The organism is Phytoactinopolyspora limicola, assembly GCF_011320225.1.
In the GTDB taxonomy this organism is placed as follows: Bacteria; Actinomycetota; Actinomycetes; order Jiangellales; family Jiangellaceae; genus Phytoactinopolyspora; species Phytoactinopolyspora limicola.
The window spans coordinates 31,704-57,935 of record NZ_JAAOEN010000007.1; the positions used below are offsets into that span (position 1 = coordinate 31,704).

Genomic DNA, 26,232 nt, shown 5'->3' on the forward strand with positions numbered 1-26,232 from the left:
AGCCGACCGGCCCCACCCGCCGCGGCATCATCAACTTGGCCTAGTCGTCGCTGGCCCGACGCCTTCGTTTCGTCTCGCCGCGGCGGCGCTTGGCCGCAAGCCGGCGTTCGACCGAACCACGGCTGGGTTTGGTTGGCCGGCGCACCCGCGGCCCAGGCGCGATGGCCTTCTCCAATAGCTGGACGAGACGTGCCTCGGCCGCTTCCCTGTTGCGCAACTGGGAACGATGCTCCGAAGCAGCCACCGTGACCACACCACCAGTGAGGCGGCCAGCCAACCGCCGCAACACCCGGTCCTTCAGCGCTGGACTCAGGGCCGTCGATGCGGCCACGTCATAGCTTAGTTCGACCCTGCTGTCCGTCGTGTTCACCGACTGGCCACCAGGCCCCGCCGACCGAGAGAAACGCCAACGCAGCTCGGCCTCCGGAATAACAACCGATCCACCCACACGCAATGGACCCGGCATGTCACTCATTTTGCCAGATCGCAATAGGAGGCCCAGGGCCGTCCTAGCGTCGTGCACCCGGATCATCCGGTCCGGCAAGGATCAGTCCACTTTGACCACCGGCACCAAGAGGTCTATGGCCTCAGCCGTGAGGGCCGCGCTGTGGCTGGGTCAAGTCCCCGGTAGTGGTGTAGCGCGGTGTCCTTCGATCTGGTGTTGGTCGCTGAGAACTCGAGGGCGAGTTCGGTGGCCAACTTGGGCGGAAGATCCATCCGAGCCTGTGGCCAACCGCGCCCTCGGGAAGCAGCAACCTCGTTCGACGGTCACGACCAGTACGACAACGACTGGATACCCAACCCCACGACCGGTCGCCCCGGGGCTAGGTCGGCGGTAATTCACCGGCCCCGCGGGCGGGCCAGCCCTTCACCACAGCACCGGACCGGGTCACACTCTGGGCATGGCTATGTCGCGCAAGTCCGCGTCGTACCGTGAGGTCTTCGCGGTCGTTGAGTTCCGGCGGCTCTGGACGGCCCATGCGCTCTCCGTCATCGGTGACCAGCTCGCGCGGGTCGCGATCACGCTCCTGGTCTACGACCGGACCAAATCCGCTGGGCTCACCGCCTTGACTTATGCGCTGACCTTCGTTCCCGATCTGCTCGGCGGTGCCGCGCTTGCCGGGTTTGCTGATCGCTGGCCGCGGCGCCGGGTCATGGTGGTAAGCGACCTGGCCCGGGCAGGATTGGTCGCAGTCATGGCTATCCCCGGCATCCCGCTGGCTGTGCAGGCCGGGCTGTTGTTCCTGGTACAGCTCCTGGTGTCGCCGTTCGGTGCGGCACGGCAGACGATCCTGGCCGATATCCTCCCCGGCGATCAGCTGACACTCGGGCTCTCCGCTATCTCGACGACGTATCAAGGCGCATTGGTGATCGGGTTCGGCGCAGGAGCTGCCCTGGTTGCGCAGCTCGGGGTGACTAGCGCGCTACTCGTCGACGTAGTCACCTTCCTGGTGTCCGCAGCCATCATCCAACACGGCATCCGCCTACATCGGCCAGCGGCGTCGGCTGCGGGTGCCCAGCCACCGGGGCAGTGGGAGACCATCCGAGCAGGCTGCTCCATCGTGGCCAGAAACCCGATGCTGCGGATCACGCTGGCGATTGCCTGCTGCTCCGGGTTCTACGTCGTCCCCGAGGGGCTAGCCGTCCCGTATGCGGCCGAGACGGACATGCGCACCGCAGCCGTCGGACTGTTGCTGGCCGCCGGCCCAGCCGGCACGGTGGCCGGGATGTTACTGATCCGCGTCCTGGGACCCGAACGCCGCCTCGCGCTACTCGGCCCGGCAGCCGTCGCATCAAGTCTGGTGCTCATCCCGACTGGCTGGGCCCCAGGCCTAGCGATCATCCTGGTGCTCTGGACACTGAGTGGGCTGTTCTCAGCGCATCAGGTCGTCGCTCAGGCCACGTATGTGCGGGCTGCACCCCCACCTCACCGAGGTCAGGCAGTCGGCGTCGCAATGGCAGCGATGCGGGCGGCGCAAGGCGCGGGCATCATCGCGGCGGGTCTGCTCGCTCAGGTGCTCACGCCTGCGCTGATTATCGCCCTCGCCGCCGCGGTGGGGACGCTCGTCACTGCCTGGGCAGCACGACGCTGGGCACGGACGGTCTCATCCCGCCCTGATCCCCTAAGGCCAGGATGAGACCGACAACGCCTAGACGCTAGCGGCTACAATCGCTTCAGATTCTATTTGCTACCAGTTCCAGTGAGCGTCACGCATCACAGGCACCCCCTCTCGGTGTGACAAGCGCGGACGGGTAAACGACATTGATCATGATTCCCAGTGCGCGTCACGCATGGCTCGGCCCTCCTTTCGCAGCACCAGCGGAATCCGACAGGACAGCCGATCCGGGAGGCATGGCCAAGTCGTACGACTTGGGTGTAGTGCACACGCATAGAAACGACCCCCGCAGGTCAGCGACCGCGCGCTTCGTTCTGCTGAAAGGCCGCGCGGCTGATTCGATCCTATTGTCCCTCTTTATGTGCTTGTGCTTGCCTAAATGATTGCCCTGAGCGACACTTGCTAACCAGGCGAGTGGGGGAGGGCTGGATTCCACCGGCGGAGGCCAACCAATGCAACTCACGCGATGGGTTCAGGGGTGGGCGTTATGGCGGCTACCCCGTCCAGTCCTTGTCCTAGTCCTGACTGTTGAGGCTCTCGCTGTCGGCGTCGCCAGCGCCACAGCGGCCCTCGTGGAGATCACAACCGATGATCTGGCGCGTTTCAGCGCACTCATCGTTAGTGCATGGCTAGCGATCGAGCTGACGCGCCAGGCCGAGCGGCGGCGTGCGAGCGCGCGCCCCAGCGCCCATACTGCGTACTTCGACGCGACGACGACTTGGTCCATCGCCGCAATCATCATCCTGCCGCCAGCGTTGGCAACCGTCACCGTGGTCACCATTCACCTCCTGCTGTGGTTTCGCGTCAAACTACGCCAAGCCGTGCCCTACCGCTGGGTGTACTCCGGCGCAGCTGCGTTATTGGCCACGCAAGTCGCCGTCCTTGTGCTAGCCGCCTCAGTGCCGCACTACCCTGGGCTACCAGACGTCACCAGCGGACGAGGACTACTGGCACTGGGCGCCATCATCCTGGCCGGCGCGCTGCGGTGGGCGATCGACGTTGGCCTCGTCATGCTTGCTATTGCGTTGTTCACTCCCACTCAACAAATCAGGAAACTGTTCGCGGGTTTCTGCGATAATTTGCTGGAAGCCGCCGGAGTGGGTCTGGGACTCGTGGCCGCAGCTCTGCTCGTCCACTACCCGGCGGCACTCCCGGGGCTCGTCATCGCCATGATCGTGGTTCAGCGCAGCCTCATGGTCAGCTACTACGAGCACGCAGCCCGCATCGACACGAAGACGGGACTCACCTCCGCCGGCCGATGGCACGAATTCGCCACCGACATGCTCACCCGGAGCCGCCACCAGCGCACCAACATCGGTCTACTCATGCTAGATCTGGACCACTTCAAAATCATCAATGACACACACGGGCACGTCTTCGGCGACGAGGTCCTCCGAGCGGTCGCCAATGAGTTACGCGCCGAAATCCGCGATGAGGACGCCTGCGGACGCTGGGGCGGCGAGGAGTTTTCGATCGTGCTATCCGACCTGGATAGCTCCCAAGACCTGAGCCGAGTAGCCGACCGGCTTCGGTTGCGGATCCAATCCATCGTCATGAAACCCCCCAACGGCTCCGGCGAGTCCATAAGAATCAGCACCTCGGTCGGCGGCGTCTACTACCAACCGAACAACGAGGACGACACCATCACTCTCGATGACCTCACCGTCACCGCCGACGCCGCCCTCTACGCGGCAAAACACGCCGGCCGAAACACAATCCGCATCACTACATTAGAGGGCCAAACCCAAGACGACAGCACACCAACAACTCCGAACCGTCCAACACCAGAGTCGACACAGCAGCCCGGGCGGACCAAGAGACTCGGCCAGTAGAGGGCTCAAGGGGGTGGCCGTGCGGGTCGGCTACACGGCGGAATTCGCGTTCGCCAAGGCGTTCAAACGCGGGTGCGGCATAGCCCCCGGCCGGTACCGGCGTGAACCGCAGGAGGCGATGTCATCCACGCAGGCAGCAGCGCCAAACACACCATTGTGACGACGCGGAAGGGAGCGACGAGCAAGGATTAGGGCCATGCTGGGTGGGGATAGGTCAGGCGGATCTCGCCGAGCCACGAGTAACACGCGTTCCCCCGTGGCTGACCATCGCCAGCTAGATTTTGCGCATACGCTCACGATCGACATCGGAGACGTTGATGAAGCGTGCGGAGGTACTCGACCGCACTCGCCGACGTCGCGTCCGGTCAGCATGGCTGTCCACCCGCGGCCGGGCCATCTCCGTTGGGGTCACCGACCAAATCCTTGCTACTTCCTTCGGGTCGGCGATCTCGAACGCGCGGCCAGGGACGTCTACCGATTCCGCTGCGACCTCCCAGATCCGCACGACGATGTGTGGGCGGCATGGCTGCCCGGCTTTTCGAGACGTCGCGTAATGGTTAGTGCAGTAGCCATAAGCGGGATATATTGGGCACTGCGATGACCATTAACTGCTGGAGGTCAGGATCTCGGATGCCGACTCGTCCCGTATCCAGCCGCTCTCGTCGAGCCGCACACACGCTCGGCGAGTACATCACGACGTTCCGCAAGCTGCAGGGCCTGACAGCCGCGCAGGTAGCCGACCGTGCGGGGATCACTCGCACCACGCTACGCCGCTTAGAACGTGGCGAGCCCAACGTCGGTCTCGACGTCTTCCTGGAGGTGTGCCGCGTCCTCGGCATCCTCGACTTCGTCCTAGAAGGCATGAACCCCTACGAAACCGCGCTGGGCCAGTCTCTGGCTGAACAGAACCTCACGTTGCCCAAACGGGTGCGCCAATGAGCCGCGCGGTTGACGTCTTCCTGAGCACGGCCGGAGCCGATGTCCTGGTCGGTCGGGCGTTCTTCGCCACCAACCGGCGCGGAATCTCAACCACTTTCCGCTACGACGACGCATACCTGACCCGCCGCGCCGCCTACGCCCTAGATCCGGCACTCCCCCTGTTCAAAGGCAACCACGCGATCGCCGACGGCCTACCGTACTCCTTCGCCGACTGCACGCCGGACCGTTGGGGCCGAAACCTGATCAAGAAACGCCTTCAGGCACTCGATGTGGCCGAGAGACGCACTCGCCGCGAGGTCACCGACATCGACTTCCTCCTCGGCGTTACCGACCTAACCCGGCAAGGCGCGCTCCGGTTTACCGAGCCGGACGCCGGGTGCGATGGCCCCTTCCTGGCCGTCGATCCCAACGTGCCGAAAGTGCTCGAACTGCCGCGACTACTACGCGCTGCCGAGCAGGTCGTCCGCGACGAGAATGACATGGGTGCGATCAAGGAACTACTCGACGCCGGCACCGGCTCTCTGGGCGGCGCCCGGCCGAAGGCCTCGGTACGGGACGGCAACCGGCTCCTGATCGCCAAGTTCGCCAGTCCTCGGGACGAGTGGGACGTGATTGCCTGGGAGAAAACCGCCCTCGACCTCGCCGAGAGGGCCGGAATCCACGTCCCTACACGTCGCCTAGAGCGCATCGACGGCAAAGCCGTGCTGCTGATGGATCGGTTCGACCGGGCAGCCGATGGTTCCCGCATCGCCTATATTTCTGCGATGACGTTGCTGACCACTCGCGACGGCGGCGACGAAACCTTCGATTACACCGACCTGGCCGAGACCCTGCCCGAACACGGGAACGTCACCATCAAGGCCGACCTGATCGAACTGTGGCGGCGGATCGCGTTCTCGGTAGCCATCCACAACACCGATGACCACCTTCGCAACCACGGGTTTCTGCGCGGCAAAGCCGGCTGGGGGCTCTCACCGCTCTTCGACGTAAACCCGAACCCCGACGTATCAGTCAAGCGGGAAACGACCATTGGATTCGCCGACGGACGCGACGACGAGATCAGCGGCCTCATGGACTCCGCCCCAGTGTTCGGACTCGACGCCGACCAGGCCAAGAGAATCCTGACTGACGTGTTCTCCGCGACCGAGGCCTGGCGGCGAGTCGCGAAGGCCAACGGCATCACCGAGCGGCAGGTTGGCCACATGAAGGACGCTTTCGAAGGGCTGCGCCACGAGATCGGCTGACCAGCATGCCTCCGCAACCCTGCACACTGCGATCACTTCCGATCCGCCGACGCCGTTGGCTCGGATCTACCAACCGTCGCAACCACTCTTGAGGCCAGCGCCTGCGGCCCAGAGGAGCCCCGGCGTCGTCTACCAGGCATCGGACGCCTACGCCAACACCTACCAGGGATTCGACTCCAGCCACGAAAAGGAGTCTGAGACTAGTCGTAGGATGAAATCGGAGCTTGTATGCTCCGCCGAGACCTCCAAGAGTCCAATGTCGTCGGGACCAATCCACCGGTAGTCATCATGTTTCTCTGATTCCAGCCGGGGGTTATCTAAGTCGCCAGCAACACGCACGATGAAATCCGCTTCCACGTGAGTTCGAGACCCGCCAGACCACTCCCTGGCGGAGAATTCATGAAGCACCTCGGCCAAGGTCCACCCTGTCTCTTCTACGATTTCACGGCTCAGAGCATCTATAGCGCTCTCGCCCTCTTCAACCGCTCCCCCAGCAATGTCCCAAGCGCCCGGGAACAATCCCCGGGACTTGGAGCGTCGTTGGACGAACACCCGTCCGTCATCATTAACGATCAGCGCACCAACCTCGGTCAAGGTGGAATTTCTGTTCCTGTCAAAGATGGCTTCGCTTGCCATGTATCACCCTCCATGATTCGAGGCCGGCCGCAGCCGAGCGAGCCTCGATCCGGCGCCACTGACCCAGGCCTTACTGGCCTGATTCGACGGGCCCGCCTTCGACGGCAAACTCACCACAACCGAAACCGCCACCATCTGCCACTAGCGGCTTCATGTGGCGCCCGACTCACCTGCGGTCAAGAAACCTGGTTTACGGGACACTAGCCTCATACGACTGAGTTCGTCACCTCTGCTTCCACCGCCCAGGAACACTAGCGCTCACCTACACGCGGGTGGGTTCAAGGATAGAAGAGAAGCACGCTCTCCCAGAGAGTAACGAACCTGCATCACACCAACCGGAAACTGGCCGATGCCAAGACCGGATCCACCGTTAATCTGACATACCCCCAGGGAATCAGTTGTCAAAGGCTGCGTATCGAGGAGTGTGGTCGGACTTCCCAGGTCGGCCGGTGGAGCTGATCGTTGTACACGATGATGTCGGCGAGATCGGTTGGGCCGACAGTGTCGAAGTAGAGCTGTTGGGAGGGGATATAGCGGTTGCGCCAGACCCGTTCGATGTCGGCGGCGTCGGCGATGGATCCGGCCAGCGCTGTGCCTCGGCCCCGAGCGCGATCTACCGTCCGCTCGAGTGGGACGGACACGAAGATGCGCAGGTCCCACCGGTCGATGAGTTCTGGGCGCAGGAGGAAGACGCCGTCGAAGAGCAGTACGGCGTCTGCGGGGGCGGTCGTGGCCGGCGGCGAGAACGAGGTGTCGGTGGCTCTGTCGTAGACCGTGTGTTGGAACCGCCGATCTCCGCCTGGGCCCAGCGGATCGAGCAGGACCCGGCACATCGCGCCGCGATCATGGGCGTCGAAGTAGCACCCTTCGGCTGAGTACTGGCCGCGTCGGTAGCGCTGTGCACGGGGGAACAGGAAGTCGTCGATGCTCGCCCGGATGACGTCGCGACCCTGCGCACGCAGGACAACGGCGAGTTCGTCGGCCAGCGTGGTTTTGCCGGCAGCGGGCGGCCCGTCGATGGCGACCCGTAGCGGGTGCGCGGCCGTGGCGCACCTGATCGCCTCGGCCAGCCGACTGATGAGCTCGCCGCGGGTGCCTCGACCCATCTCTGCCTCTTTCACGGTGTCTCTATTTAGCATCACGCCAGTCTGCGGTGGTCGCCGGCTCGCGTTCGACCAGGACACCGCAGAAGGACGTCGACAAGCTGATGGGAGGGGGTTTAAGCACGCCTACCAGCATTTACCGTCGCCACGATCGGTGGTCCAGCTGCCGTCGGCCCTGGTCATCATCCGCGCCTGGAGGGTTCTGGACTCGGGCCCGGCCGTCCATCGGGCACTCCGGGCGCTGTAGTGGCGGCCCCTCGCGATGCCGCGCCAGGAGCGGTACTCATCAACAGACTCGGTGAGGCCGTAATACCTCCACCCAACAACCCTGGCGAAGCTCGTCGTACTCTGGCTCCAGTCGTGTGAGACGTTGCGCACCGTCGAGCCGTTACCTTGCCAGTACTTTTCGACAGTTAGTCGGAAGAGCCGATGTCCGAACACATTGTTGTAGTCCCGCCGAGCCGTCAGCGTGCATCCCCGGAACGCCGCAGCCGTACTTGGCGATTCGACGGTCTCGCTTTCCACAGTGTCTTCAGCGACGACCTCCACCGGCACCGTCAGCACCACGTCGGGATCGTGGAAGGCATCACGAGCATCAGCCTCGGACAGACCACCGACCTCCATGGCCCCAGCGACGAACTCTTCTTCACTCACCGGAAGTTGCGGCTCAGCAACATCGCCGCCTTCAACCCCCGTACTAGAGGTCGCGAGGGCAAGCACACAGGTCAAGGCCAGCAACGACGTCAACGCACTTCGTGTTATCGCGTGGGCTTTCAAGTCATCTCCATTCAACGGGATACACCGCGACCGCAAAGATGCGACCACCAACTCGGCCTCACGGGCTTCTCCACGCCAACCTTGCGTTGCTGGAGCCCTACCACCGTGCGAGCCACAACCGCCTGACTCGCCTGAAGCCTCAGTCTGCGACAAGATCAACAACGCCGCATCCGTCACGTGACTAGGGTCTGCCTTGCGGATCTTGCGGTTGCGGACGGCGATGTCGGGCGGCAACCGGCCTGGTGCGGTGAATCCTCGCTCGCTCGACCCAGATACCGGTTTCCAGCGAGCGTTCAGCGCACCACGACCCCGCTGAGATCTACCAGCGCCGCTGCCCGACGCTCCGGGATGTCTCGATCACCACGGTGGCGAGATCTCCGTCCGCCTCGGGCAGTACGGTCCGCAGATCCAACACACAGTGGCCCTGCTCGATACGTCCGAGCACTGGCATTCGTGCTGCCCGCAGTGCACCCGCGTACGCCTCGGGAAGTCTGATGGCGACGCTGGGCAGGATGACGTTGGGCGCCCCTCCCCCTCCGACTCGGGCTTCGCTGTCGATGACGGTGGCTGGGACATCGCTGCCGGTCAGCACGCGGTGCAGTCGCCCTGCTCGTTCACGCAACGACTTGTACGGTGCTTGGAGCGCGGCCACTACCGGAGGCGTCGGCCCGGTCATGGTTGCCTCCAGCGCCGCGAGGGTGAGCTTGTCGACCCGGAGGGCACGCGCCAGCGGGTGCCGGCGAAGGCTTTGGACCAGCTCCGCCCGGCCGAGGATCAAGCCGGCCTGAGGCCCGCCGAGGAGCTTGTCGCCGCTCGCGGTCACGAGCGCGGCACCAGCATCGAGGGTGCTTGACGCATCTGGCTCGTCCGGCAAGAGCGGGTGCGGCCGCAGGAGGCCGGAGCCGATGTCGACGACGACAGGAACTGGTAGGCCAGCGAGATCCCGGACCGGAACGCTCGCGGTGAATCCCGACACGACGAAGTTCGACGGATGGACCTTCAGCACGAACGCGGTGTCGGCACCGATGGCGGCCTCGTAGTCGCGCAATGCCGTGCGGTTGGTCGTCCCGACCTCGCGGATCGATGCGCCGGCGGCTTCGAGCACTTCGGGGATCCGGAAGCGGTCACCGATCTCGACCAGCTCTCCTCTGCTGACAACGATCTCGCGCCCTGCGGCGAACGTCGCTGCGCACAGCACGATCGCAGCCGCGCCGTTGTTGACGATGTGAGCGGCCTCCGCGGCCGGCACGGCGCGCGTCAGAGCGCCTACGGCGCCCAGTCCGCGGGGTCCCCGTCGCCCGGTATCCAGGTCCAGCTCCACATCGGTCGTCCCAGCGGCGAGAAGCATCGCGTCACACGCTGCGCGCGAGAGCGGGGCCCGTCCCAGGTTGGTGTGGACCACGATGCCGGTGGCGTTGATGACGGGTCGCATCGACGTCGGCGCATCCGGCAGCTCGTCGATGACCGCCGCGACGACGCACTCCGCCGAGACCTCGCCGGTGCGCACGGCCTGCAAGACGCTCCGGACGACGTCTTTGACCCGAGCCCGGCCCAAACGCTCGATCGCATCGGTGAGCCGAGGGTCGTCGAGTACGGAGTCGGTGCGCGGCACGCTGCGTGGATTCACGTCATCCATCGACGTCTGCCAACTTCCTCAGCTCGGGTGTAAGCCGGATCGTCCGGCGTCGCCGGTCGAGGTGCTCTAGGAGCGGGACGGCGACCCGCCTGGTCGTGTCCAGCGCCTGCCTCGCCGCGGACAACGTGAACGGCGCCGGCAACCGCGCCAGGACCCGAACGGCGGCGTCCTCGGCGTCCGGAGGCAGTACGACGCCGCGAGTGACGACGAGTAGGCGACCGGCCCGCGCGGCGGCCGCGATCTCATGGGTACCGATACCGAGCTCGTCGAGCTCTCGCGCCTTCGGAGCGTGGAAGGGGTGGTCGGCCCACCCGACGGCCAGCGTGCTGATCGCGTCGAGTACATGGTCCGGCAACGCGACCCTACCGGGGGAGTCGATTCTCCCGCCCGCCACGATCAGCGAGGTCCGCCGGGCCGCTGCCTCGACGATGGCAGGAGAGGGGACGTCCAGCATGCGGCAAGCCGCGCGCACCGGAACGCCGGCCTCGAGCGGGCGCTGGCGGAGCCACTCCGACGCTGCCGCTTCGAGACGAGCTGGCAATGCCTCCCAAACGTCGGCGTCGACATACCAGCCACCCGTGATCGTCTCGACAGCCGGATCCAGTCGCGGCCGATCAACCTCCGACTCATGGATGAACTGCCGTCTCCGCAGTTCAGCGCGCCAGCGCCGACCGGCGGAGTGCTCCTCGATTTCCTCTGCCCGGGACCGCGCCGCCCCACGACCGGCGAGCGGGGGTGGGCAGGCGTCGAGGACTAGCAGACCGGTGAGGATCGCGTGTTCGTCGGGTCGTCGAAGCAGGCCGACGTCGCCCTCCGCCAACGGCAGCGGACGACCAAGCGTCAGCCGGACGATGTGGGGTGCCAGGATGCGCACCCGTGCCGGCACGGCAGCCGATCCGAAGTGCACCGTGGCGTGGCCCGGCGCACGCGCCGGAAGCTGTGACGTCGCCCGCACGTCGATCTCGGCGGTGGGCCGCCACGGACCGTCGCCGACCAAGGCATCACCGCGTCGAACGTCCTCGCGCGGAACGCGCCGCAGGTTCACCGCAACCCGCGCCACCCCACTGACCGACATCACCTGGCGTTTGAGGGTCTGCAACGACCGCACTCGAACGATCGGGCCCGAGCCGTTGATGGCCAACTGGTCACCGACTCGGAGGGTTCCCTGCGTCAGCGTGCCGGTCACCACGGTTCCGGCGCCTCGTATCACGAACGATCGGTCGATCCACAAACGCACGGGGGCATCGGTCGCCGGCGCAGGCAACGTCCTGACCATCGCCTCGAGTTCACCTCGGAGCCGGTCCATGCCCAATCCCCGCGCCGCGCTTACCTCGACCAGTGCTGCACCGGCCAGGGACGTGCCGGCGAGCCGCCGCTGCGTGTCGGTGACGACGGCGCCGGGGTCGGCGAGGTCACACCGGGTGACGGCCACCACGCCGTGCCGGATCTCCAGGGCGTCGATTGCGGCGAGGTGCTCTTCGGACTGCGGCATCCACCCGCCGTCAGCCGCCACGACGAAGAGAACAGCTGGGACAGGCCCCACCCCGGCGAGCATGTTGGTCACGAACCGTTCGTGGCCCGGGACGTCCACGAACGCGACCTCGGTGCCGGACGGCAGCGTCGCCCAGGCGAATCCGAGGTCGATCGTCAGACCTCGATCCTTCTCCTCCGCCCATCGATCCGGATCCGTGCCGGTGAGCTCACGGACTACGGTGGATTTGCCGTGGTCGACGTGTCCGGCGGTGGCGATGACGTGCACCTGCGTTCCTCGACTCAGCGCACGACGATGGGCGCGTCGCCGCAGGCGACGAGGTGCCCGATGACAGGTGCACCCGGGACCTCACCGGCAACGAGCAAGCCGCCGGAGGTCTGGGCATCGGCCAAGAGGAGTCGATCCTCGGCCGAGATGCCGCTCAGGTCGGCGTGCGGCAGAACCCAATCAAGGTTGCGACGGGTTCCGCCGCTCACGAAGCCCTGCTCCACAGATTCGCGCGCTCCCTCCAGATACGGCACCGCGGAGGAGTCGATGATCGCGGAGACACCGCTGGCTTGCACCAGCTTGAGCAGGTGCCCGAGCAGACCGAACCCGGTGACGTCGGTTGCGCACTCTACGCCCGCCGAGACCGCGGCGATCGACGCCTCACGGTTCAACGCGGCCATGGTCTCAACCGCCTCCGCGAACACCTCGCCGGTGCGTTTGTGCCGGGCGTTCAGGACACCGGAGCCCAGCGGTTTGGTCAGCGACAGCGGCAAGCCGGGTTTGCCGGCGCTGTTCCGCATCAGTCGTGTGGGGTCGATGACGCCGGTGACGGCCATGCCGTACTTCGGTGAGTCATCGTCGATGCTGTGCCCGCCGGCGAGATGGCATCCGGCCTCGGTGGCCGCCTGGAGTCCACCGCGCAACACCTCTGCGGCGAGGTCGGCCGGAAGGACGTCGACGGGCCAGGCGAGAAGATTGACGGCCACGACGGGTGTGCCGCCCATGGCGTAGACGTCGGACAACGCATTCGCTCCCGCGATCCGGCCCCAGTCGAACGCGTCATCCACCACCGGGGTGAAGAAGTCGGCCGTCGCGACGACGGCTATCGACTCGGCGATCCGCACGACTGCGGCATCGTCGCCACCCTCCAACCCCACCAGGAGATCAGGGTCGCGCTGCTCCGGGGCAGGCAGGAGGGTCGACACGAGAGTGTCAAGCAATCCGGGCGGAATCTTGCACGCGCAGCCACCGCCACGAGCGTGTTCGGTCAATCGGGTTACCGGCATTCAGGCGTTCCTCTGTTGACATGGCGGAGGCGGACAGGAATCGAACCCGCCAGACCCGAAGATTCGGGTCTCTACGGTTTTGAAGACCGCGCCGGCCACCAGACCGGATACGCCTCCCCGACGGCCGACCAAGCATGAGCTCGACCTTCGTCAACCGCCCGCCCATTCGGGCCGGACCCCAACTGGGTGTGCTCCACAGTATGGGTGCACCGCTGACGAAGATCAAGACCGCGACGGGACTCACGAAAATGCCCGCGTAACGGTGAGGGACAGATGACCCGTTCAAATCGGCTCGGGCTGATTCAGTATTCCTGACTCTGCGATCTGGTAGCCGAGCTGAGCACGGCTGGTGGTTCCGAGGCGCTTTGAGAGTTTGGCAATGTGCGCGCGGCAGGCGCGCACGCTCAACCCGATCCGCCGCGCTATTGCCTCATCCAAATATCCCGCAACCAACAGTCGGGCAATGGCCAGTTCGGTTTGCGAGGCGGGTGCCTCGTGTGATCCGCGCGACACACCTGGAGTAGATCGGTCCCATACCTCGACGAAAACCTGCTCCATTGCGGAGAGCAGCGTCGGGTCGTGAATCTCGATCGCCGAATGCTCGTCAACCGGGCTGCTGATGTACGCACGCACGGAATCAATGATGATCAGGCGAAGCCCGACTGTGGTCGTGGTGCGTATCTCCACCCCCGCCTCTGCGAGTGCGCTGACGTGTGGCCGCACGGCCATGTCAGCCCGGATTTTGTGAGAGCAGATCATCTTTATGAGGACGCCGCTCTTGGGAGTCAGTGTGATCCATCGAAGCCAATCCTCGAATGTCGGCTCGGCCACCTGACCGCCCGGATGCATGACACGCACCTCGGAATTGGCAGCTGCATAGGCGCGTTCAGCCGCGGACTTCAGGGAGGAGAACGTCTTCATCGGTGCCGTTCTATTGTCGTCGCCTGGCGACTCCGGCCAGGGGATGTCCATGAGGGGCTCGAGGACTCGCAACATTGCACGAATCTCTCGCTGTGCTGGTTCGGCGAGCCGGGCGAAGGCCACCTCTGGATGCACCGGACGCATAAGTTCCCCCTCGTCTGGGGAACGGAGTAGCCCGAGATCGATGAGGCACCGTCCAGCAGCTTCGCGGGGCACGGCGCCTCGACGCAACGCTACGAGATAGGTCTGTTCGCAGCGTAAACACAGTTGACGAGGCAACAACTCTGCGGCGGCATGGCCGCAGAGTTCAGTGTCGGCTCTCATGTGGTCCTTTCGTCAACGAGGCGTTGAAGTCATCTATAGCCCATGATCGTTCCTCTTTGTATCCCTTCGGAGGGCAAGCAAGGAGACCGTGGCCACCCTCCTGGCCTCAACCAACGCGACAACGTCCGTGGGGCCAACTATTTGGCTACAAGATCCTGCACTCGCAGGACCTGTAGCAGCCGATCGATTGAACGGCCCGGCGCGCGATGCGATCTTCAAGATCAATCCCTCGCAGGTCAGATTCGAGGGGGTCGAGCGAAGGAGAAGCCGGGTGGAAACGGTACGCATCGCGCCGGACGGCGCTCATGTCACGTTCGTTACACCCGAGCGAGAGCAGGCCGTGGTGTGGTCTGGGGGCGTCAAAATCATGGGCCACAACGTCAACATGCACATCGACCTGGCGCCAGTCGGCGAGCACGAGTTCGTCGTCAAGCACGAGATACCCGGTGCGCACATACAGACCTTCCGCCGCAGCGGCTTCGACCTCAAGCTGATTGAGGCCGCGGACAGGTCGGACAGTCGTTTGTTTTGGGCCGGTCCGTTCAATGAGGCGAGCACGAGCTTCCCCGGGCCCGCACCGCGTGAGCAGGTGCTGAACCGAGTGGTGTCGATGGTCACGTTCAAGGATTCCCCCGACGGCGCTACGGTCATACCAGTAGAGGGCGCCAACCTGCAGCAAGTCGACACGATGGTGGTCGCAGCGACCGATAACATGGTGATCTTCGCCCGCAGCGCGGCCGGCGCGCCCGGCCAGCTGCCCCACTGGCGAGGCACCTCCCGCGGCGCTGAGGAGGTCTGGAAACAAGCCCTCGACCTGGACGAAGAGCAGGCGCAGCGGCTGTCGGGGACGCCGCATCAGTGGCGCTACACCTTCGCCAATGACACCACACTGTTCGACGTGGTCTTCCCCGACCAAGCTGTGGGGCTAGAGGCGAGGAACGCTCGCTCGCTCGAGTGGGCCGAAGACATTCTGTCCACTGTCCGCGTCACCTGGGCTGGTTGAGTAGAAGTGACGACAGCTTCGGCGATCGCGCTGCTTTCCCTCCTGGTGTCGGTGCTTGCGCTCGCCACTGCGGTGGCCGTATACGCCAGGCTGAGGCTCCTGGAGCGAACAGCGCTCGCGCCGGGGGCGGTGGCGATGACCGACGAGCAGATTCTCGCTCCGGCCCAGTTGTGGCCGGGCGACGCCGGCCGAGTATCGCGGGTTCTCCTGCTCGACGGCACGTGCCCGATCTGCCGGGCGCTAGCGGAAGCTGGCGCCCAGCACCCCGTCGACACGGTACGCACAGTGGCCCTCTTCGCGACGGCGGAGGCCGCCGACACCATAAGCGACCTCACGGAGCTGGAAGCGCTTGTCGACCCGGACGCGTGGGCTGCGCTGTCCGAAGGCTACAGCCCATGTTTGTTCATCGTCGGTGACGACGGCCGCGTGCTGGAGCGCCGATTCGTCTACGCCGACACCGACATGCCGGAAATGCTGGCCGAACTGACTCCATCCAATCTGACCCGCTAGGCCAACGTCAGGAGCACCACGTGCGCATCGCCGAGATCACCTCGTTCGACCAAGCCCCGACTGACGCAGAGCCGACCAAGATCCGTCCACGCAAAACGTCCACGTCGTCTATGTCTCGCCGGGCCGTGGTCAAGGCGTTGGCAGTCGGAGCGGTTGCGGCCACTCTGGTGCCCCTCGACTGGGCGCTGGCCCGACGCGAAGCGGCGGCGGCCGGTCCGACGTCGTCATGGAACCATCCGCGGTGTGGCGATTACATGAGCTACACCACCGAAGCTAACAACTGGCCATCGTCCGGTTACCGGGCATGTTATGGCGGCAGTTTGCGCGGCACGTTTCCATGTAACTCCAACAAGTTCCATTTCGAGGGATGGAAGCAGCAAGGCTCGACAAGTAAGCACTACTCGTACCGCGTGGCGACGTGCAAGGGAAAGAATGCGTGGCGGTGGACCACCCAGGGCAATGTCTACCGTTGCTCAGACGCGCGGACCCAGAGCTGCTATTGGGAGCCTCACTACGGCTGGTCCTGTAATAATACGTACCGTCTCACGATCGCGCGTTGCTACCTGTGGAAGGCATGATCAACCGTCTTCGGCGGCTGCTGCATCCGCTTGCGGCAACGGCGCCAGTACTCGTCGCCGCGGCCGTCATCGCGGTACTCAGCGTCGGGATAGCAGGCGAGCCTGGTTGGCCGGTTGCTGTGGCCGCGCTGGTGTGGGCGGGGTTTGCCGCAGGTTTCGCCAACTCCGGTTCCACTTGAAGTAACAACTCGGCGTTTCTGCTGAGCGCGCCAGTTTGGCGCGGCCTCAAACCACTGTTGAGCTTTGGGCTGGGTTTACAAATCGGCGCGGTTCTCGTTGCCCTCGTCGCGGCGGTCATCGGGGCGGTGGTCCAGGTGTTCCTTCCACTGTGGATTCGGCTGCCCGTGTTCGGCGTACTGGCGATCTCCGTCGTCCTGCGCGAACTGGGGCTGATCAAGCTCCCAGTGCCAGAAAACCGTCGGCTGGTTCCCGAGGACGTTCAGAAGCGTGGCCGGGTATGGGGGCCCGTGCAATTCGGCTTTGAGATGGGTACCGGGATGCGCACGTATTCGCCGTCTGCTCAGCCACATCTAGCGCTGCTGGCGATCGTCTTGGTCGTCCCCTTTGCTGGCTCTCTGGCTATGGGCGTGGGATTCGGCGCTGCCCGCCTACTCATGCCAGTGATCAACAACGCCTACAGCGACGACGGCGCGTGGGGCGACGCATGGGCAGCACATGCACGGCTGCTGGCGGCGTTGACCTGCTTCTCGACGATGGCCGCCCTGACCGCCGGGCTGATCGCATGGTGAGCCGGGTGATCGTAATCTACGACGGCGCATGTGGCTCTTGCTCCGCGATCGCCGCGCGCCTGAACGTCGTGCTAACACCGGAGGTCGTGACCCGATCGTGCCGCGATCCGCACCTTCAGCGTGAGTTCGCGGAGCTAGCTGGCCACCTCGAGGCCCAGCCGTGCCGGCATCCCCGCATGGTTGTCATGGAGCCGGACGGGCCAGTCGTCCTTTCCGGTATCGCCATGATGGTGCGGGCCGCTCGACTGATAGGTCCAGGTCAACGCCGCGCAGCCATACATCTCGGGTTCCGGCTGGTATGGCGTCGAGTGGTCGGGCGCCGACCCTGATCTACGTGGCCAGGCAGGTCACCGCCGGTCATCATCCAGTGCGTCCCCGAGAAGCGTCCGGAAGATTCGCGGGTAGGCATTGAGTACATCGTGCAGCGGCAGCATCATGAGGTTGCCTGGCCGAGCTCCTCTGCCCAGCGGCGCCAATTGTCGGTGTCGCCGACAACCCCTCGCGTTGACTCATCTGAGGATGCCCGCGTGGGATCTGTGATGGATGGAGCTCACGTTGGGTGCGCGGAAGCAGATCACGAAGGCTCAGTTGGATCGGTGGAAGAAGGCCACTCGCGCGGAGAAGACGGCGATTGTGGACGCGGTCTGTGAGGTGACGGGCCGGCATCGTGATCACCCGCGTAAGGCGATCCGGACCGCGGTGGCGCAGCGCGCCAGTGGCGGCCCGCGGCCACGAAAGCAGCGCAGCCCCGTCCGGATGTACGGCGACGAAGCGGTCGAGCTGTTGACTCGCTGTTGGGCGGTGCTGGACGGCCCGACCGGGAAACGGCTGCACTCCGCGATCAGCGACGTACTGGACAACCTGGCCCGTCACGGCCATCTCGATGATGTCGATCCCGCGATCATCGATCTGGTCGGCCACGAAGGCGGCGACAACAACGGCGCCTTCTACTACACCCTGGACGCCACCGACGTGGCCACCGGCTGGACCGAAACCATCACCGCGCGTCCAAGGTCGAACGGATCGCCGCCGCCGGGCTCGAACAGGTACAACCGAGGTTCCCATTCCACATCGCCGGCATCCACTCCGACAACGGCTCGGAGTTCATCAACCACCACCTCGCCCGCTGGTACAACGCACGCAAGATCACCTTCACCCGCGGCCGCGCCAGCCACAAGAACGACCAAACCCACGTCGAACCTCCAAGCCCTCCGCCGGGCGTTCAAGATCGAGACCAAGATCCACCACGTTTCCGGACAGACCAGGCTCAGAACGTTCCGCCCTTGCCTGCCCTCCCTATACGGCCCGCACTATATGGGCCGTTACGCCGTTTCTTGTCAATTCAGATAACTGTTCCTGTCTTTTGCGTCGCGGCCCTATCTTCCGGCCATGGAAACCGTCACTTCCGGCAAAATTCTAGCCACTAGAGCGCCTGTGACGCCCGCGGCAAGAATCATGGCCATCTGCGCCGAGCTTGGAACAAACTCGGCGACCGAAATAACCGGAACACCCACGGTAGTTACTATCGCCATGACCGCTGTTCTGCCAATTGACACCCTAGTAACTGGAACATCTCGGCCGAAACATCCACACGAATAGCCACGGCGCTTCCGATAAAGTATCGTTTCGTAAATCAAGAAGATCCACAACATAGCCGCTAGCAGTGCGCCAAACAGAGCTAAGATCCCTCGCCCGGCCAACAGCGCCGTTATGACACCGCAACTAACCCCTATCTGGGACAACAAGAGTACATGCGGCATGACCCGACGCCAGCGCTGGGGCACGAGCGCATGCCTCGCAATTGTCGCCCGCAAGTCCGCGAATCTGCGGACATGACCGGAACCCGCACTCAACACGAACAAGGCCGCACTCATGACCCACGCCGAAAAGACAACAGTTGCCGTACCCATAATCCGGCCATGCTGCCTATAGCGGGTATATACACGTACTCTTGAAGGAGTAGCGGGACCAGATACAGCCAGATTCGGGAATCATGTAAATCCTCCCGTCTGAGCACGACACATCAGGCTTGACTCCGCCCAGTTGCCCGCGCCTCCAGCGCCAGGCATTAATGGTTGTACCAGAATTTCCTGTGCACCTATTGTCTCGCCTGTAGTCGCGCACATAACGACACTCACCCCGAAACGTCTCGTCGTCGGTACGATGCCGCCACTTATTGGTCGAAGATACCTCGGCTCGGCAATGCTTGGACCTTACACTCGCCTTATCAGGGTTACATACCCTCCACGCATCGCCCCGTCTGGTGTAGTCGCCGCAGGCACTCCAGTATTGCCACGGCGACGTACCCCTCAGCGCTGCCGAAGCGTTCCTCGCGGTACCGAGAAGGCCTAATGCGCTGAGCCCTAGGACCATCCCCGTGCCGGCAACGAGCTTAAAAATGCTACGCCTTGAAATGAAACGCTTTTCCAGTAGCCGCCGACCATGGCTGACTTTCGCACGCTCAGGTCGAACGCTTGTATTAGGAATGTTGTTTATCGACAATGCCATTGCCACTACCCCCTCATCCATCAACCGATGCCGCTGAAGCCGAACTCCAAGAGACTCTCGTGATCTTCTCGACAAATGGAAGGACCGCTTCGTTGCCATCCATGCCAGAACCACAAACCCTTGTCACCGCCGTCTCGCTTACATGCAGGACAGTTAGTTTGTCGTCATCATCGATGGGCTCATCCTCGATCCATACCTCACCCGAGGCCACCGGGGCGCCGGACCAGCGCGGAACGAGGTCTATTCCACTCGTGGGCGGCATGATCGTTAGATACCCGGCGCCAGGCACATATGTGTCAACGTCTGCGACTTCCACCTTGTCGACGGCAGGTCGTGTGCTTTCAATCAGTAGTCCGCCGGCGGTATCCGTAAATCGCAGGTTCTCAAACCGCCGCGCAGCTAGCTCCGGCGCCATCTTCGGGTCTGCGAGCCACGTCGCAACCTCGTGCCACCTGCCGCGCCAAATAGCGATTCCTTGATCTGCGGAGTCCGCGTGCCCAATCATGAGATGCCCGCCTTGCGCCTCCAAGGTGTACGCCCAGTATCCGTTGAGCTCATGCCGCAAAACAAGGTCGTAGTTGCCTTTTGGCGTGACGTGCAACTCGCGTCGGCCTGGCCCCTCGGCCACCCCAGCGTATGGTCGTTGCCGAGTGACTACGACGGAGGCGGTCCAGTGCCGCCCTGCTGGGTAGTCTGGAGCCTCAACTGTCACAACGCTGCCATCCGGTGCAGTGAAGGACGTTACCCCGGTATTCGCTTTCTCTGACGTACTCATCTTCTCTCCTACGAGCGAGACTTTAGGCGAGCATCCGGTTGATAATCGCCACAACGCAGACTGCGGTGCTCGCCAGAGCTATGATCTTTATCCTCCTTTCTGCCTGTGCCAAGTTCGAGTCCCATGCCATGTCGTCTGCCCTGGCTCGTCGGCTTGCAGGCATCAAGGATCGGCCGGCGCCGAATGCTAGTCCGGCAACCAGCGCATCTGGCCACGAAGCAGCAAGAAGAATGCCAGCAGCCAGGGCATGGGGAAGGCTGGTCGTCATGTATGTGCGCACGCCTGTACCCATTTCGAAGCCAAAGTGCAAGGCACCATAAGTGGGACCATCGTTAACTATCGACTCGGGTACCTGACGAGCATTCTGCGGTAACGGCAGCCGAACTATCCCTAGTTCGTGACCGGCAGCGATCGAATAGGTGACGATAAGCACCGTCACCACAACAGTGCTGGGCGCGAACGGATCGACAAGAAGACCACCGACCGCCTGAACGACAATTGCGATCGCCACTCCACCGAGCAACAAGCCCAGCGTGAACCACCAGAACGACTTTCCTCGCCAGACCGACGAGATCAGCATCGCTGAGTTGAAACTTCAAACGGATCCAGAGATGGAGTAGCCGGCGGACATGGCGATCACCACCCACGCCAAGATGATCGGCATTGTTCCCCACAACGACCAACCCGCAACCACAACAGCGCAGGTCCCGATAGCCGCGACCGGCACCTCAGGATGGCCGGCAACCCGCCGCACGCTGGCCACTGGGCGCACCATACTCACACGCCGTGCGGCGCCAGAGCGCTGACGTGTTCAACAGCAACTCGAGCGGCCTCGAACGAGTCGGCAGGCTTGATAGCTACCGCTCGCCCCGACCTGTTCACGGCGATTATCGCCGGACTCCAGCCAGGATCGAGGAGGTGATATGCTCCAGCGTCAACCACATACTCAGGACCGTCAAACATCTCGACCTGATCGTCGACGCTAAGGACAACGAAGTTAAGGGTGTCCGTGCCGTGCTCAAGTGCCAACGCCGCGAACGCAGGGGCGACCTCGGTACACAGCGGGCACGATGCAGATGCCAAAAAAACCACCGAGTGTGTCGCAACGTCGCCAGGACGTACGCTCGATGGCAGGCCCCCATCTGGCTCTAACACATTCATCGCACCACTAATTGCACCGCCCTGCGCGCTTTGCAGATCACGTAGCTGGCGCACGAGACCAGCTACGGCGAATGCCAGCAATATCAGGACGATCCAAGCGAGCACTAGACCTGCTGTCAGAACTTCCATGTACGACACCCTCCGGACAAGGACGACATTTCGGCGTCCAAGTGTTGCTGACGATCGCAACACAGGGCATCGGTCGAGACAAGGCGCGTGTGGTAGCAGATTCCTGCACAGTCAGGAACTGGCCGTCATTTCAACAGCGGATTCCAGCGCGACTCAGCGGAGGCTCGATGCGTCGAGGGCCGATAGTGTCGTATTGTCGCGCCGGCCGGGTGCCTAGGCACGTGGACTGGTCATGTCACTTCCCGTTCAGTTGCATCGTTGTCCGGTATCAGGGAGGGCGCGAGACAGCGAATCCGTTTGAGGGCGTCGAACGATTGCCGTTTGACCGTGCCGGGTGAGCAGTTCAGCAGACCTGCTGTGTCGGCCACGGAGAGGTCTTCGTAATACCGCAGGTAGACGATGGCGCGTTGACGCGGGGTCAGATGTTTGAGGATGGTGGCCATGTCGATCCGGTCGGCCACACCGAGTTCGGTGCCGTCGGTCGCCGCTGGTTCCGGCACCTCGTCCGTGATCACTTCATGCCGCCGGCTACGCCGGCGCCACTGCGATCGGGTCTCGTTGAGCATGACCGCGCGGAGGTATTTCTCGGGGTCGCCGTCGCGGACGAGTTTGGTCCAGCGGCTCACCGCCCGGGTCAGCGCCTCCTGAACAAGATCTTCGGCCAACCCGCGGTCTGCGGTCAGCGCCAGCGCCATCCGTAGCAAGCTTGGCCCGCGGCTTGCTACAAACTCGGTAAACCCGTCCGCGTCCACCCGCGTCAACCGCCCGTTCACTGGTCGCTCACAACAGTGCCGGGCATGATGACCTGAGCGTCAACCGGCAGCGAATGCAGCAACCGAGGCTCGCCGCCGTCAGCGGGCAGAACGAACACATCGGTGGCATCCTCGATCACGGACGTTCTGGCAACGGCAGCCCCGTCATGAGTCAGGGCCAGATACTCCCACGTCTCCTCCGACGTCGACTTGGGCAGATCAAACCGCGTGTATTCCGGCCCCAAGTGGTAACCACGCGCGATCACCCCGGTCATTCTCAGCTCACCACCATGCGGGCTGAAAACCTCAAAGCCAAACCGTGCGAGGTGATCGTCGTCGGCAAAAGAACCTGGATGCCAGACGTCTTCGTGGACCCCACGCGGACCAGCGAGAGTCTCACGCTCGCGCAGAGCCTCAGTGGTCTCCCAATCGAAATCGCCCTGGTCATACACCGTCCCTGGCGGCGCGTTGTCTACCACTTCGTTGACTGCAACCCAAATGGTGCCGAGCGGTTCAGTGATGCGCTGCCGCTTTTCAGGCGGAACAGACGTGTCGATCGGCTCGGTGAGCTCCCCACACCCTGCGGCCACCGGCGGCAGGCCGGCGTCGTCTTCAATCTCATAGAGAATTCTCGTCTGGCTGAACGCGGTCGTCTTCCCGTCAACTGTCTGAGCGACGCATAACTGCGCTGACCCCACACCCCACGACATGACCTCCCATCGTGAACCGGCCGGACCAGGCGGAAGCGTGTAAAGCGGGCTGTTAAACCCGAACTTGAACACCTCGAATCCCGTGCCAACCCGGATCCCCATCTCCTTGCCGTCGTGAGAGAGGGCCGCCCCGTCGAGCCCGTATTGCTCAATCTTCGCCACCAGGTCCGGGTTGATCTCCACCAGCGGATACTCCGCCCCGTCCGGCGTAACCAAGTTGACCACGCAGTCACCGTCGGCGCACGTACGGTAGATCAACGTGCCCACCTCCGGCGGCGTGCCCCGCATGGGCACCTCGGGCAACCAGTCCGTCACGCTGAACGACGCACCCGGCTTGGTCTCCGTCGGCACCGGCGCCGGCTCTTCGAACCCGGCAGGCCTGGGATCAGCCGAAGGTGAATCCCCACCAAAACCAACCACAGCGCCGGTCACCGCCACCCCACCCACCACCAACAACGCGGCGGCACCAGCCACCGCGACCACGCGGCGAGCACGGCGACGCCGAGCCAGAGCGATCGCCAGGCCGGCATCAACGTTGCCCAACGGCTGATCTAAGAAGCTCTCGAACTCTCGCCGAAACCGATCCATCCGCCCCACCTACCCTCCTCCGATGCGCATTCGTTCCCCTAACACGCTCCAGCGCCCCAACCCGGTTGTGTCAGCCCGAATAACGATTCGGCATCCCCCACCGCAACGGCCGGCATAGTCGGCCCTAGCTTCGATCTGGTGAGGCCGCCCGGTCGCTGCATGCCGACCTGCTAGAAGTTTGCGTCCTAGGGCCGAAGATGCCTCTGGCCTGCCACCGCCAGGAATCCTGCCCATCATGCCTTGGGCGAGTTGTTGATCATCAGCATCACCGTCTACCTCCCCCCGAATCAGGGGCATGACCACTTCTGTTCCTCGGACCCTAGCGCCGCCCCAGCGCCGCGATCCATTACCCACCCGAGGCGCCATCCTGGTGAATCTGGCACGCCCAACGCCAAAGGCAGCACAGATGCGCAGCCACAGGTCGCCATAAGTGCGACGATCTCGGCCATGCGGGACCTCGGCCGACTGCCGAACGTGGGCACCAGTAGTGGTCGAAGCATGGGCGCTGGTTGGCAACGCTCCGCCGATGTTCTTGTGCTTCTCGAGGTATATCGTATGGCCAACTGCCGCTGTGTCATCAAGCTCTCCGCCAATTGATGCCTTGCAGAATGTTGCCGTGTGGACGTGTAGACATCGGAGGCAAGTTGCCCGCAGTCTTAGTACTACACCACTGAGAGTTCGGGACTGTCATGCCCAAGAATATCGATGAACTGTTGACTCAAGCACGTCAGGCATTGTCACGTTTAGATGCCCGTGTCGCACATGAACACATCAGAGGAGGCTCAGTCATCGTCGATATTCGTTCGATGGAACAGTGTGTTCAAGACGGATTCATACCAGGCGCAGTGTGGGTCGAACGAAATGTACTTGAATGGCGCGCTGATCCGACGAGTCGTTGGAACGACCCGCGAATTGCTCGCCGCGATGTACCAGTAATCATCATGTGCAACGAGGGATATCAGTCAAGCCTCTGTGCGGCAACGTTGCGAGAATTTGGACTGCCCGCTACTGACGTCATCGGCGGGTTCCAAGCATGGATCGCCTATGGCCTGCCCACCCTACCTCGCCAGTCAACGTTTATCGGGTGAGGCAACGGGCGGTGCGCTCGGCGACATAGCAATGTCCCGTCGCCATATCGCCTTGTCGATCAAGAGGACCAAACCGCGACCATGCGGCCCGTTCAGCTACCCTGGCCTGATCTGTGCGCACACAGGTGTGCCAGCAGGTGCAGGTCGGCCTTGCTCGTCACCTCGCCTTCTGCCTGGCAGGGCATAGCGCCCGATTGCCCCCACAGCACGCCCGATTGCCTCCACAGCAGATGGCATGAAGCTGCATCGCGACTTCTTGCAGCGCCAGTTTCGACACTCTCTGCTACCATATGGGTAATTTGTGGCCCAACTCCTGTTGTCATGAGGGGATGCAGCAGTTTAGCCACAATGGGGGTGGGGAGCTGCGACTTGCTGGAACCAATCGGTCCGTCGTCTCGCGCGGAAACTATCTACCGCTTCGTACTGTTCAATCCGGGACTCTCGATAGATGAAGTCGCAGCGGCTACCGAAGTAGAGCGAGCTGCCGTGTCAGGTGTGGCGCATGAGCTCAAAGAGTTGAATCTGGTGACGGTGACGGACGACGAACACTTGAATCCCGTGTCACCGCAAGTAGGCCTGAGGGACCTCTGCATACAAGCAGAAGTTGGCGTCGCAGACCGCCAGCAACAAGTCGATGCCGCACGGAAGGCGGTCGAGCTGCTGATCCTGGAGTACGAGCAGAGCCGCAAGGTTGCTATGGCGGAACAGATCGACGGCGAGGATCGCGTGCGTGATCTGGCGTGTTCCATGTTGGATGAGATTGACGCGGAACTCTCAATATGCTTTCCTCCACACGTCACCTGGGTGCGAACATGTTGTTCGATAAGCTCTAGCCCTCTATTTACTCGTATCTCCACGGGTAAAACTCGAGCGCGTGTGGTGCACCAACAAAACGACCGGGCACTATCGACTACAACCCGCCGCTTTACTCACTCCGTTTCCGAGGCCGGAGGGGAAGTCCGCCTGCTACCGCACGTGTCGGCGCCGTTGATGCTCGTCGATGGTGCGGTGGTCATACTTTCACCTCCCGGGGACAACCACACTGTAAGCGCTTGGCGAGTGACCAATCCGAGCATTGTTAAAACTACTCGAGTACTGTTTGATCTCCAATGGAACGCTGCCACGCCTGTCAGCGAGCCACAGCAGAGAAACAAGGATGAGCTGACATCGCTCGACTTTGAACTACTGCGGCTCCTTTCCGAAGGCCACACAGACAAGGCCGTCGCAGCCAAGTTGGGAATCGGCTTGCGCACTGTAGGCAAGAGAATGGCAGAGCTCTGCACGATGCTCGGCGCTCGAAGTCGTTTCCAGGCCGGCGTGCGTGCCGCACAACGAGGATGGCTAAGGTGACGCCGACGGGAGCTTCTGTGCCGCGGGTCGGTGTAG

General features: G+C 63.4%; 26 protein-coding genes and 1 tRNA gene. 12 read left to right on the top strand and 15 right to left on the bottom strand.

All coding sequences use genetic code 11. From position 1 onward, the window contains the following. Positions 1-40 precede the first annotated feature (40 nt). A complete protein-coding gene (gene arfB / locus G8760_RS17225; RefSeq protein WP_166353435.1) occupies positions 41-466 on the bottom strand; it encodes an alternative ribosome rescue aminoacyl-tRNA hydrolase ArfB in 426 nt (141 codons plus the stop codon). 436 nt (positions 467-902) lie between these two features. On the opposite strand from arfB, the gene G8760_RS17230 reads away from it, so the two are divergent. The 4 genes from G8760_RS17230 to G8760_RS17245 all read left to right on the top strand — a co-directional run bounded on the left by G8760_RS17230 (position 903) and on the right by G8760_RS17245 (position 6,132). Continuing rightward, on the top strand, positions 903-2,138 hold the full coding sequence (locus G8760_RS17230; RefSeq protein ID WP_166353437.1) for an MFS transporter: 1,236 nt from the start codon (positions 903-905) through the stop codon (positions 2,136-2,138). 431 nt (positions 2,139-2,569) lie between these two features. Then, entirely contained in the window at positions 2,570-3,949 is a 1,380-nt protein-coding gene (locus G8760_RS17235; RefSeq protein WP_166353439.1) for a GGDEF domain-containing protein, read from the top strand. Between the two features lie 630 nt (positions 3,950-4,579). Next, positions 4,580-4,888: a helix-turn-helix domain-containing protein gene (locus G8760_RS17240; protein WP_166353441.1), complete on the top strand. Its 309-nt coding sequence runs from the start codon at positions 4,580-4,582 to the stop codon at positions 4,886-4,888. Then, positions 4,885-6,132, top strand: a complete 1,248-nt coding sequence (locus G8760_RS17245; protein WP_166353443.1) for a type II toxin-antitoxin system HipA family toxin — start codon at positions 4,885-4,887, stop codon at positions 6,130-6,132. Before G8760_RS17240 ends, G8760_RS17245 begins: the two co-directional genes overlap by 4 nt. A 159-nt stretch (positions 6,133-6,291) precedes the next feature. On the opposite strand, the gene G8760_RS17250 is transcribed toward G8760_RS17245, so the two are convergent. The 8 genes from G8760_RS17250 to G8760_RS17285 all read right to left on the bottom strand — a co-directional run bounded on the left by G8760_RS17250 (position 6,292) and on the right by G8760_RS17285 (position 13,971). Then, positions 6,292-6,768 carry an NUDIX hydrolase gene (locus tag G8760_RS17250; RefSeq protein ID WP_166353445.1) on the bottom strand — a complete coding sequence of 159 codons (477 nt, stop codon included), beginning with the start codon at positions 6,766-6,768 and terminating at the stop codon, positions 6,292-6,294. Between the two features lie 401 nt (positions 6,769-7,169). After that, positions 7,170-7,874, bottom strand: a complete 705-nt coding sequence (locus G8760_RS17255; RefSeq protein ID WP_166353447.1) for a cytidylate kinase family protein — start codon at positions 7,872-7,874, stop codon at positions 7,170-7,172. A 123-nt stretch (positions 7,875-7,997) separates the two neighbouring features. Next, positions 7,998-8,648, bottom strand: a complete 651-nt coding sequence (locus tag G8760_RS17260; protein WP_166353449.1) for a hypothetical protein — start codon at positions 8,646-8,648, stop codon at positions 7,998-8,000. A 319-nt stretch (positions 8,649-8,967) separates the two neighbouring features. Then, positions 8,968-10,284: an L-seryl-tRNA(Sec) selenium transferase gene (gene selA, locus G8760_RS17265; RefSeq protein ID WP_166353451.1), complete on the bottom strand. Its 1,317-nt coding sequence runs from the start codon at positions 10,282-10,284 to the stop codon at positions 8,968-8,970. Further along, positions 10,277-12,043: a selenocysteine-specific translation elongation factor gene (selB, locus tag G8760_RS17270; RefSeq protein WP_166353454.1), complete on the bottom strand. Its 1,767-nt coding sequence runs from the start codon at positions 12,041-12,043 to the stop codon at positions 10,277-10,279. Before selB ends, selA begins: the two co-directional genes overlap by 8 nt. Before the next feature lie 14 nt (positions 12,044-12,057). Continuing rightward, positions 12,058-13,050, bottom strand: a complete 993-nt coding sequence (selD, locus tag G8760_RS17275) for a selenide, water dikinase SelD (RefSeq protein WP_166353457.1) — start codon at positions 13,048-13,050, stop codon at positions 12,058-12,060. 21 nt (positions 13,051-13,071) lie between these two features. Continuing rightward, positions 13,072-13,167, bottom strand: a tRNA-Sec gene (locus G8760_RS17280). A gap of 165 nt (positions 13,168-13,332) precedes the next feature. Beyond that, positions 13,333-13,971 (bottom strand): helix-turn-helix transcriptional regulator, encoded by a 639-nt coding sequence (locus tag G8760_RS17285; protein ID WP_166353459.1) that lies wholly within the window; start codon positions 13,969-13,971, stop codon positions 13,333-13,335. Positions 13,972-14,482: 511 nt separating this feature from the next. Between G8760_RS17285 and G8760_RS17290 the strand changes: the two genes are divergently transcribed. The 6 genes from G8760_RS17290 (at position 14,483) to G8760_RS17315 (ending at position 18,485) form a co-directional block, all read left to right on the top strand. Next, positions 14,483-15,298 (top strand): hypothetical protein, encoded by an 816-nt coding sequence (locus tag G8760_RS17290; RefSeq protein ID WP_166353462.1) that lies wholly within the window; start codon positions 14,483-14,485, stop codon positions 15,296-15,298. A 6-nt stretch (positions 15,299-15,304) separates the two neighbouring features. Next, a complete protein-coding gene (locus tag G8760_RS17295) occupies positions 15,305-15,808 on the top strand; it encodes a hypothetical protein (protein WP_166353465.1) in 504 nt (167 codons plus the stop codon). Between the two features lie 20 nt (positions 15,809-15,828). Then, on the top strand, positions 15,829-16,386 hold the full coding sequence (locus G8760_RS17300; RefSeq protein WP_166353467.1) for a hypothetical protein: 558 nt from the start codon (positions 15,829-15,831) through the stop codon (positions 16,384-16,386). Then, entirely contained in the window at positions 16,383-16,565 is a 183-nt protein-coding gene (locus tag G8760_RS17305) for a hypothetical protein (protein WP_166353470.1), read from the top strand. Before G8760_RS17300 ends, G8760_RS17305 begins: the two co-directional genes overlap by 4 nt. Positions 16,566-16,622: 57 nt before the next feature. After that, positions 16,623-17,135, top strand: coding sequence for a hypothetical protein (locus G8760_RS17310; RefSeq protein WP_166353472.1), 513 nt, complete (start codon positions 16,623-16,625; stop codon positions 17,133-17,135). Positions 17,136-17,891: 756 nt separating this feature from the next. Next, entirely contained in the window at positions 17,892-18,485 is a 594-nt protein-coding gene (locus G8760_RS17315; RefSeq protein WP_166353474.1) for a hypothetical protein, read from the top strand. Positions 18,486-18,511: 26 nt separating this feature from the next. Here the strand turns inward: G8760_RS17315 and G8760_RS31150 are convergent, their stop codons facing one another. The 6 genes from G8760_RS31150 to G8760_RS17340 all read right to left on the bottom strand — a co-directional run bounded on the left by G8760_RS31150 (position 18,512) and on the right by G8760_RS17340 (position 23,608). Next, positions 18,512-19,045, bottom strand: a complete 534-nt coding sequence (locus tag G8760_RS31150; RefSeq protein ID WP_425502345.1) for a MauE/DoxX family redox-associated membrane protein — start codon at positions 19,043-19,045, stop codon at positions 18,512-18,514. A gap of 611 nt (positions 19,046-19,656) precedes the next feature. Next, the gene (locus G8760_RS17320; RefSeq protein ID WP_166353476.1) at positions 19,657-20,271 is read right to left on the bottom strand and encodes a hypothetical protein; all 615 of its coding nucleotides are present in this window, start codon (positions 20,269-20,271) and stop codon (positions 19,657-19,659) included. A 169-nt stretch (positions 20,272-20,440) separates the two neighbouring features. Beyond that, positions 20,441-20,998, bottom strand: coding sequence for a hypothetical protein (locus G8760_RS17325; protein WP_166353478.1), 558 nt, complete (start codon positions 20,996-20,998; stop codon positions 20,441-20,443). Between the two features lie 197 nt (positions 20,999-21,195). Further along, positions 21,196-21,708: a conjugal transfer protein TraF gene (locus tag G8760_RS17330; RefSeq protein ID WP_166353480.1), complete on the bottom strand. Its 513-nt coding sequence runs from the start codon at positions 21,706-21,708 to the stop codon at positions 21,196-21,198. Between the two features lie 230 nt (positions 21,709-21,938). Next, the gene (locus G8760_RS17335; protein WP_207782455.1) at positions 21,939-22,481 is read right to left on the bottom strand and encodes a SigE family RNA polymerase sigma factor; all 543 of its coding nucleotides are present in this window, start codon (positions 22,479-22,481) and stop codon (positions 21,939-21,941) included. Then, positions 22,478-23,608, bottom strand: a complete 1,131-nt coding sequence (locus G8760_RS17340) for a hypothetical protein (protein ID WP_166353482.1) — start codon at positions 23,606-23,608, stop codon at positions 22,478-22,480. The genes G8760_RS17335 and G8760_RS17340 overlap by 4 nt, the downstream gene beginning before the upstream one ends. Before the next feature lie 839 nt (positions 23,609-24,447). Between G8760_RS17340 and G8760_RS17345 the strand changes: the two genes are divergently transcribed. Together G8760_RS17345 and G8760_RS17350 are read left to right on the top strand one after the other, a co-directional pair. Further along, positions 24,448-24,846 (top strand): rhodanese-like domain-containing protein, encoded by a 399-nt coding sequence (locus G8760_RS17345; protein ID WP_166353484.1) that lies wholly within the window; start codon positions 24,448-24,450, stop codon positions 24,844-24,846. Between the two features lie 369 nt (positions 24,847-25,215). After that, a complete protein-coding gene (locus tag G8760_RS17350) occupies positions 25,216-26,196 on the top strand; it encodes a helix-turn-helix transcriptional regulator (protein ID WP_166353364.1) in 981 nt (326 codons plus the stop codon). The last annotated feature ends 36 nt before the right edge of the window (positions 26,197-26,232 follow it).

Excerpts from the sequence above, each read along its gene's own strand:
- G8760_RS17305 (WP_166353470.1), top strand. The coding sequence starts at position 16,383 with ATGATCAACCGTCTTCGGCGGCTGCTGCATCCGCTTGCGGCAACGGCG.
- G8760_RS17325 (WP_166353478.1), bottom strand. The coding sequence starts at position 20,998 with ATGCTGATCTCGTCGGTCTGGCGAGGAAAGTCGTTCTGGTGGTTCACG.
- G8760_RS17245 (WP_166353443.1), top strand. The coding sequence starts at position 4,885 with ATGAGCCGCGCGGTTGACGTCTTCCTGAGCACGGCCGGAGCCGATGTC.
- G8760_RS17345 (WP_166353484.1), top strand. The coding sequence starts at position 24,448 with ATGCCCAAGAATATCGATGAACTGTTGACTCAAGCACGTCAGGCATTG.
- selA (WP_166353451.1), bottom strand. The coding sequence starts at position 10,284 with ATGGATGACGTGAATCCACGCAGCGTGCCGCGCACCGACTCCGTACTC.
- G8760_RS17330 (WP_166353480.1), bottom strand. The coding sequence starts at position 21,708 with ATGGAAGTTCTGACAGCAGGTCTAGTGCTCGCTTGGATCGTCCTGATA.
- G8760_RS17315 (WP_166353474.1), top strand. The coding sequence starts at position 17,892 with ATGTACGGCGACGAAGCGGTCGAGCTGTTGACTCGCTGTTGGGCGGTG.
- G8760_RS17235 (WP_166353439.1), top strand. The coding sequence starts at position 2,570 with ATGCAACTCACGCGATGGGTTCAGGGGTGGGCGTTATGGCGGCTACCC.
- G8760_RS17255 (WP_166353447.1), bottom strand. The coding sequence starts at position 7,874 with ATGGGTCGAGGCACCCGCGGCGAGCTCATCAGTCGGCTGGCCGAGGCG.
- selD (WP_166353457.1), bottom strand. The coding sequence starts at position 13,050 with ATGCCGGTAACCCGATTGACCGAACACGCTCGTGGCGGTGGCTGCGCG.
- arfB (WP_166353435.1), bottom strand. The coding sequence starts at position 466 with ATGCCGGGTCCATTGCGTGTGGGTGGATCGGTTGTTATTCCGGAGGCC.
- G8760_RS17250 (WP_166353445.1), bottom strand. The coding sequence starts at position 6,768 with ATGGCAAGCGAAGCCATCTTTGACAGGAACAGAAATTCCACCTTGACC.
- G8760_RS17240 (WP_166353441.1), top strand. The coding sequence starts at position 4,580 with ATGCCGACTCGTCCCGTATCCAGCCGCTCTCGTCGAGCCGCACACACG.
- G8760_RS17285 (WP_166353459.1), bottom strand. The coding sequence starts at position 13,971 with ATGAAGACGTTCTCCTCCCTGAAGTCCGCGGCTGAACGCGCCTATGCA.
- G8760_RS17230 (WP_166353437.1), top strand. The coding sequence starts at position 903 with ATGGCTATGTCGCGCAAGTCCGCGTCGTACCGTGAGGTCTTCGCGGTC.
- G8760_RS31150 (WP_425502345.1), bottom strand. The coding sequence starts at position 19,045 with ATGGGTACGGCAACTGTTGTCTTTTCGGCGTGGGTCATGAGTGCGGCC.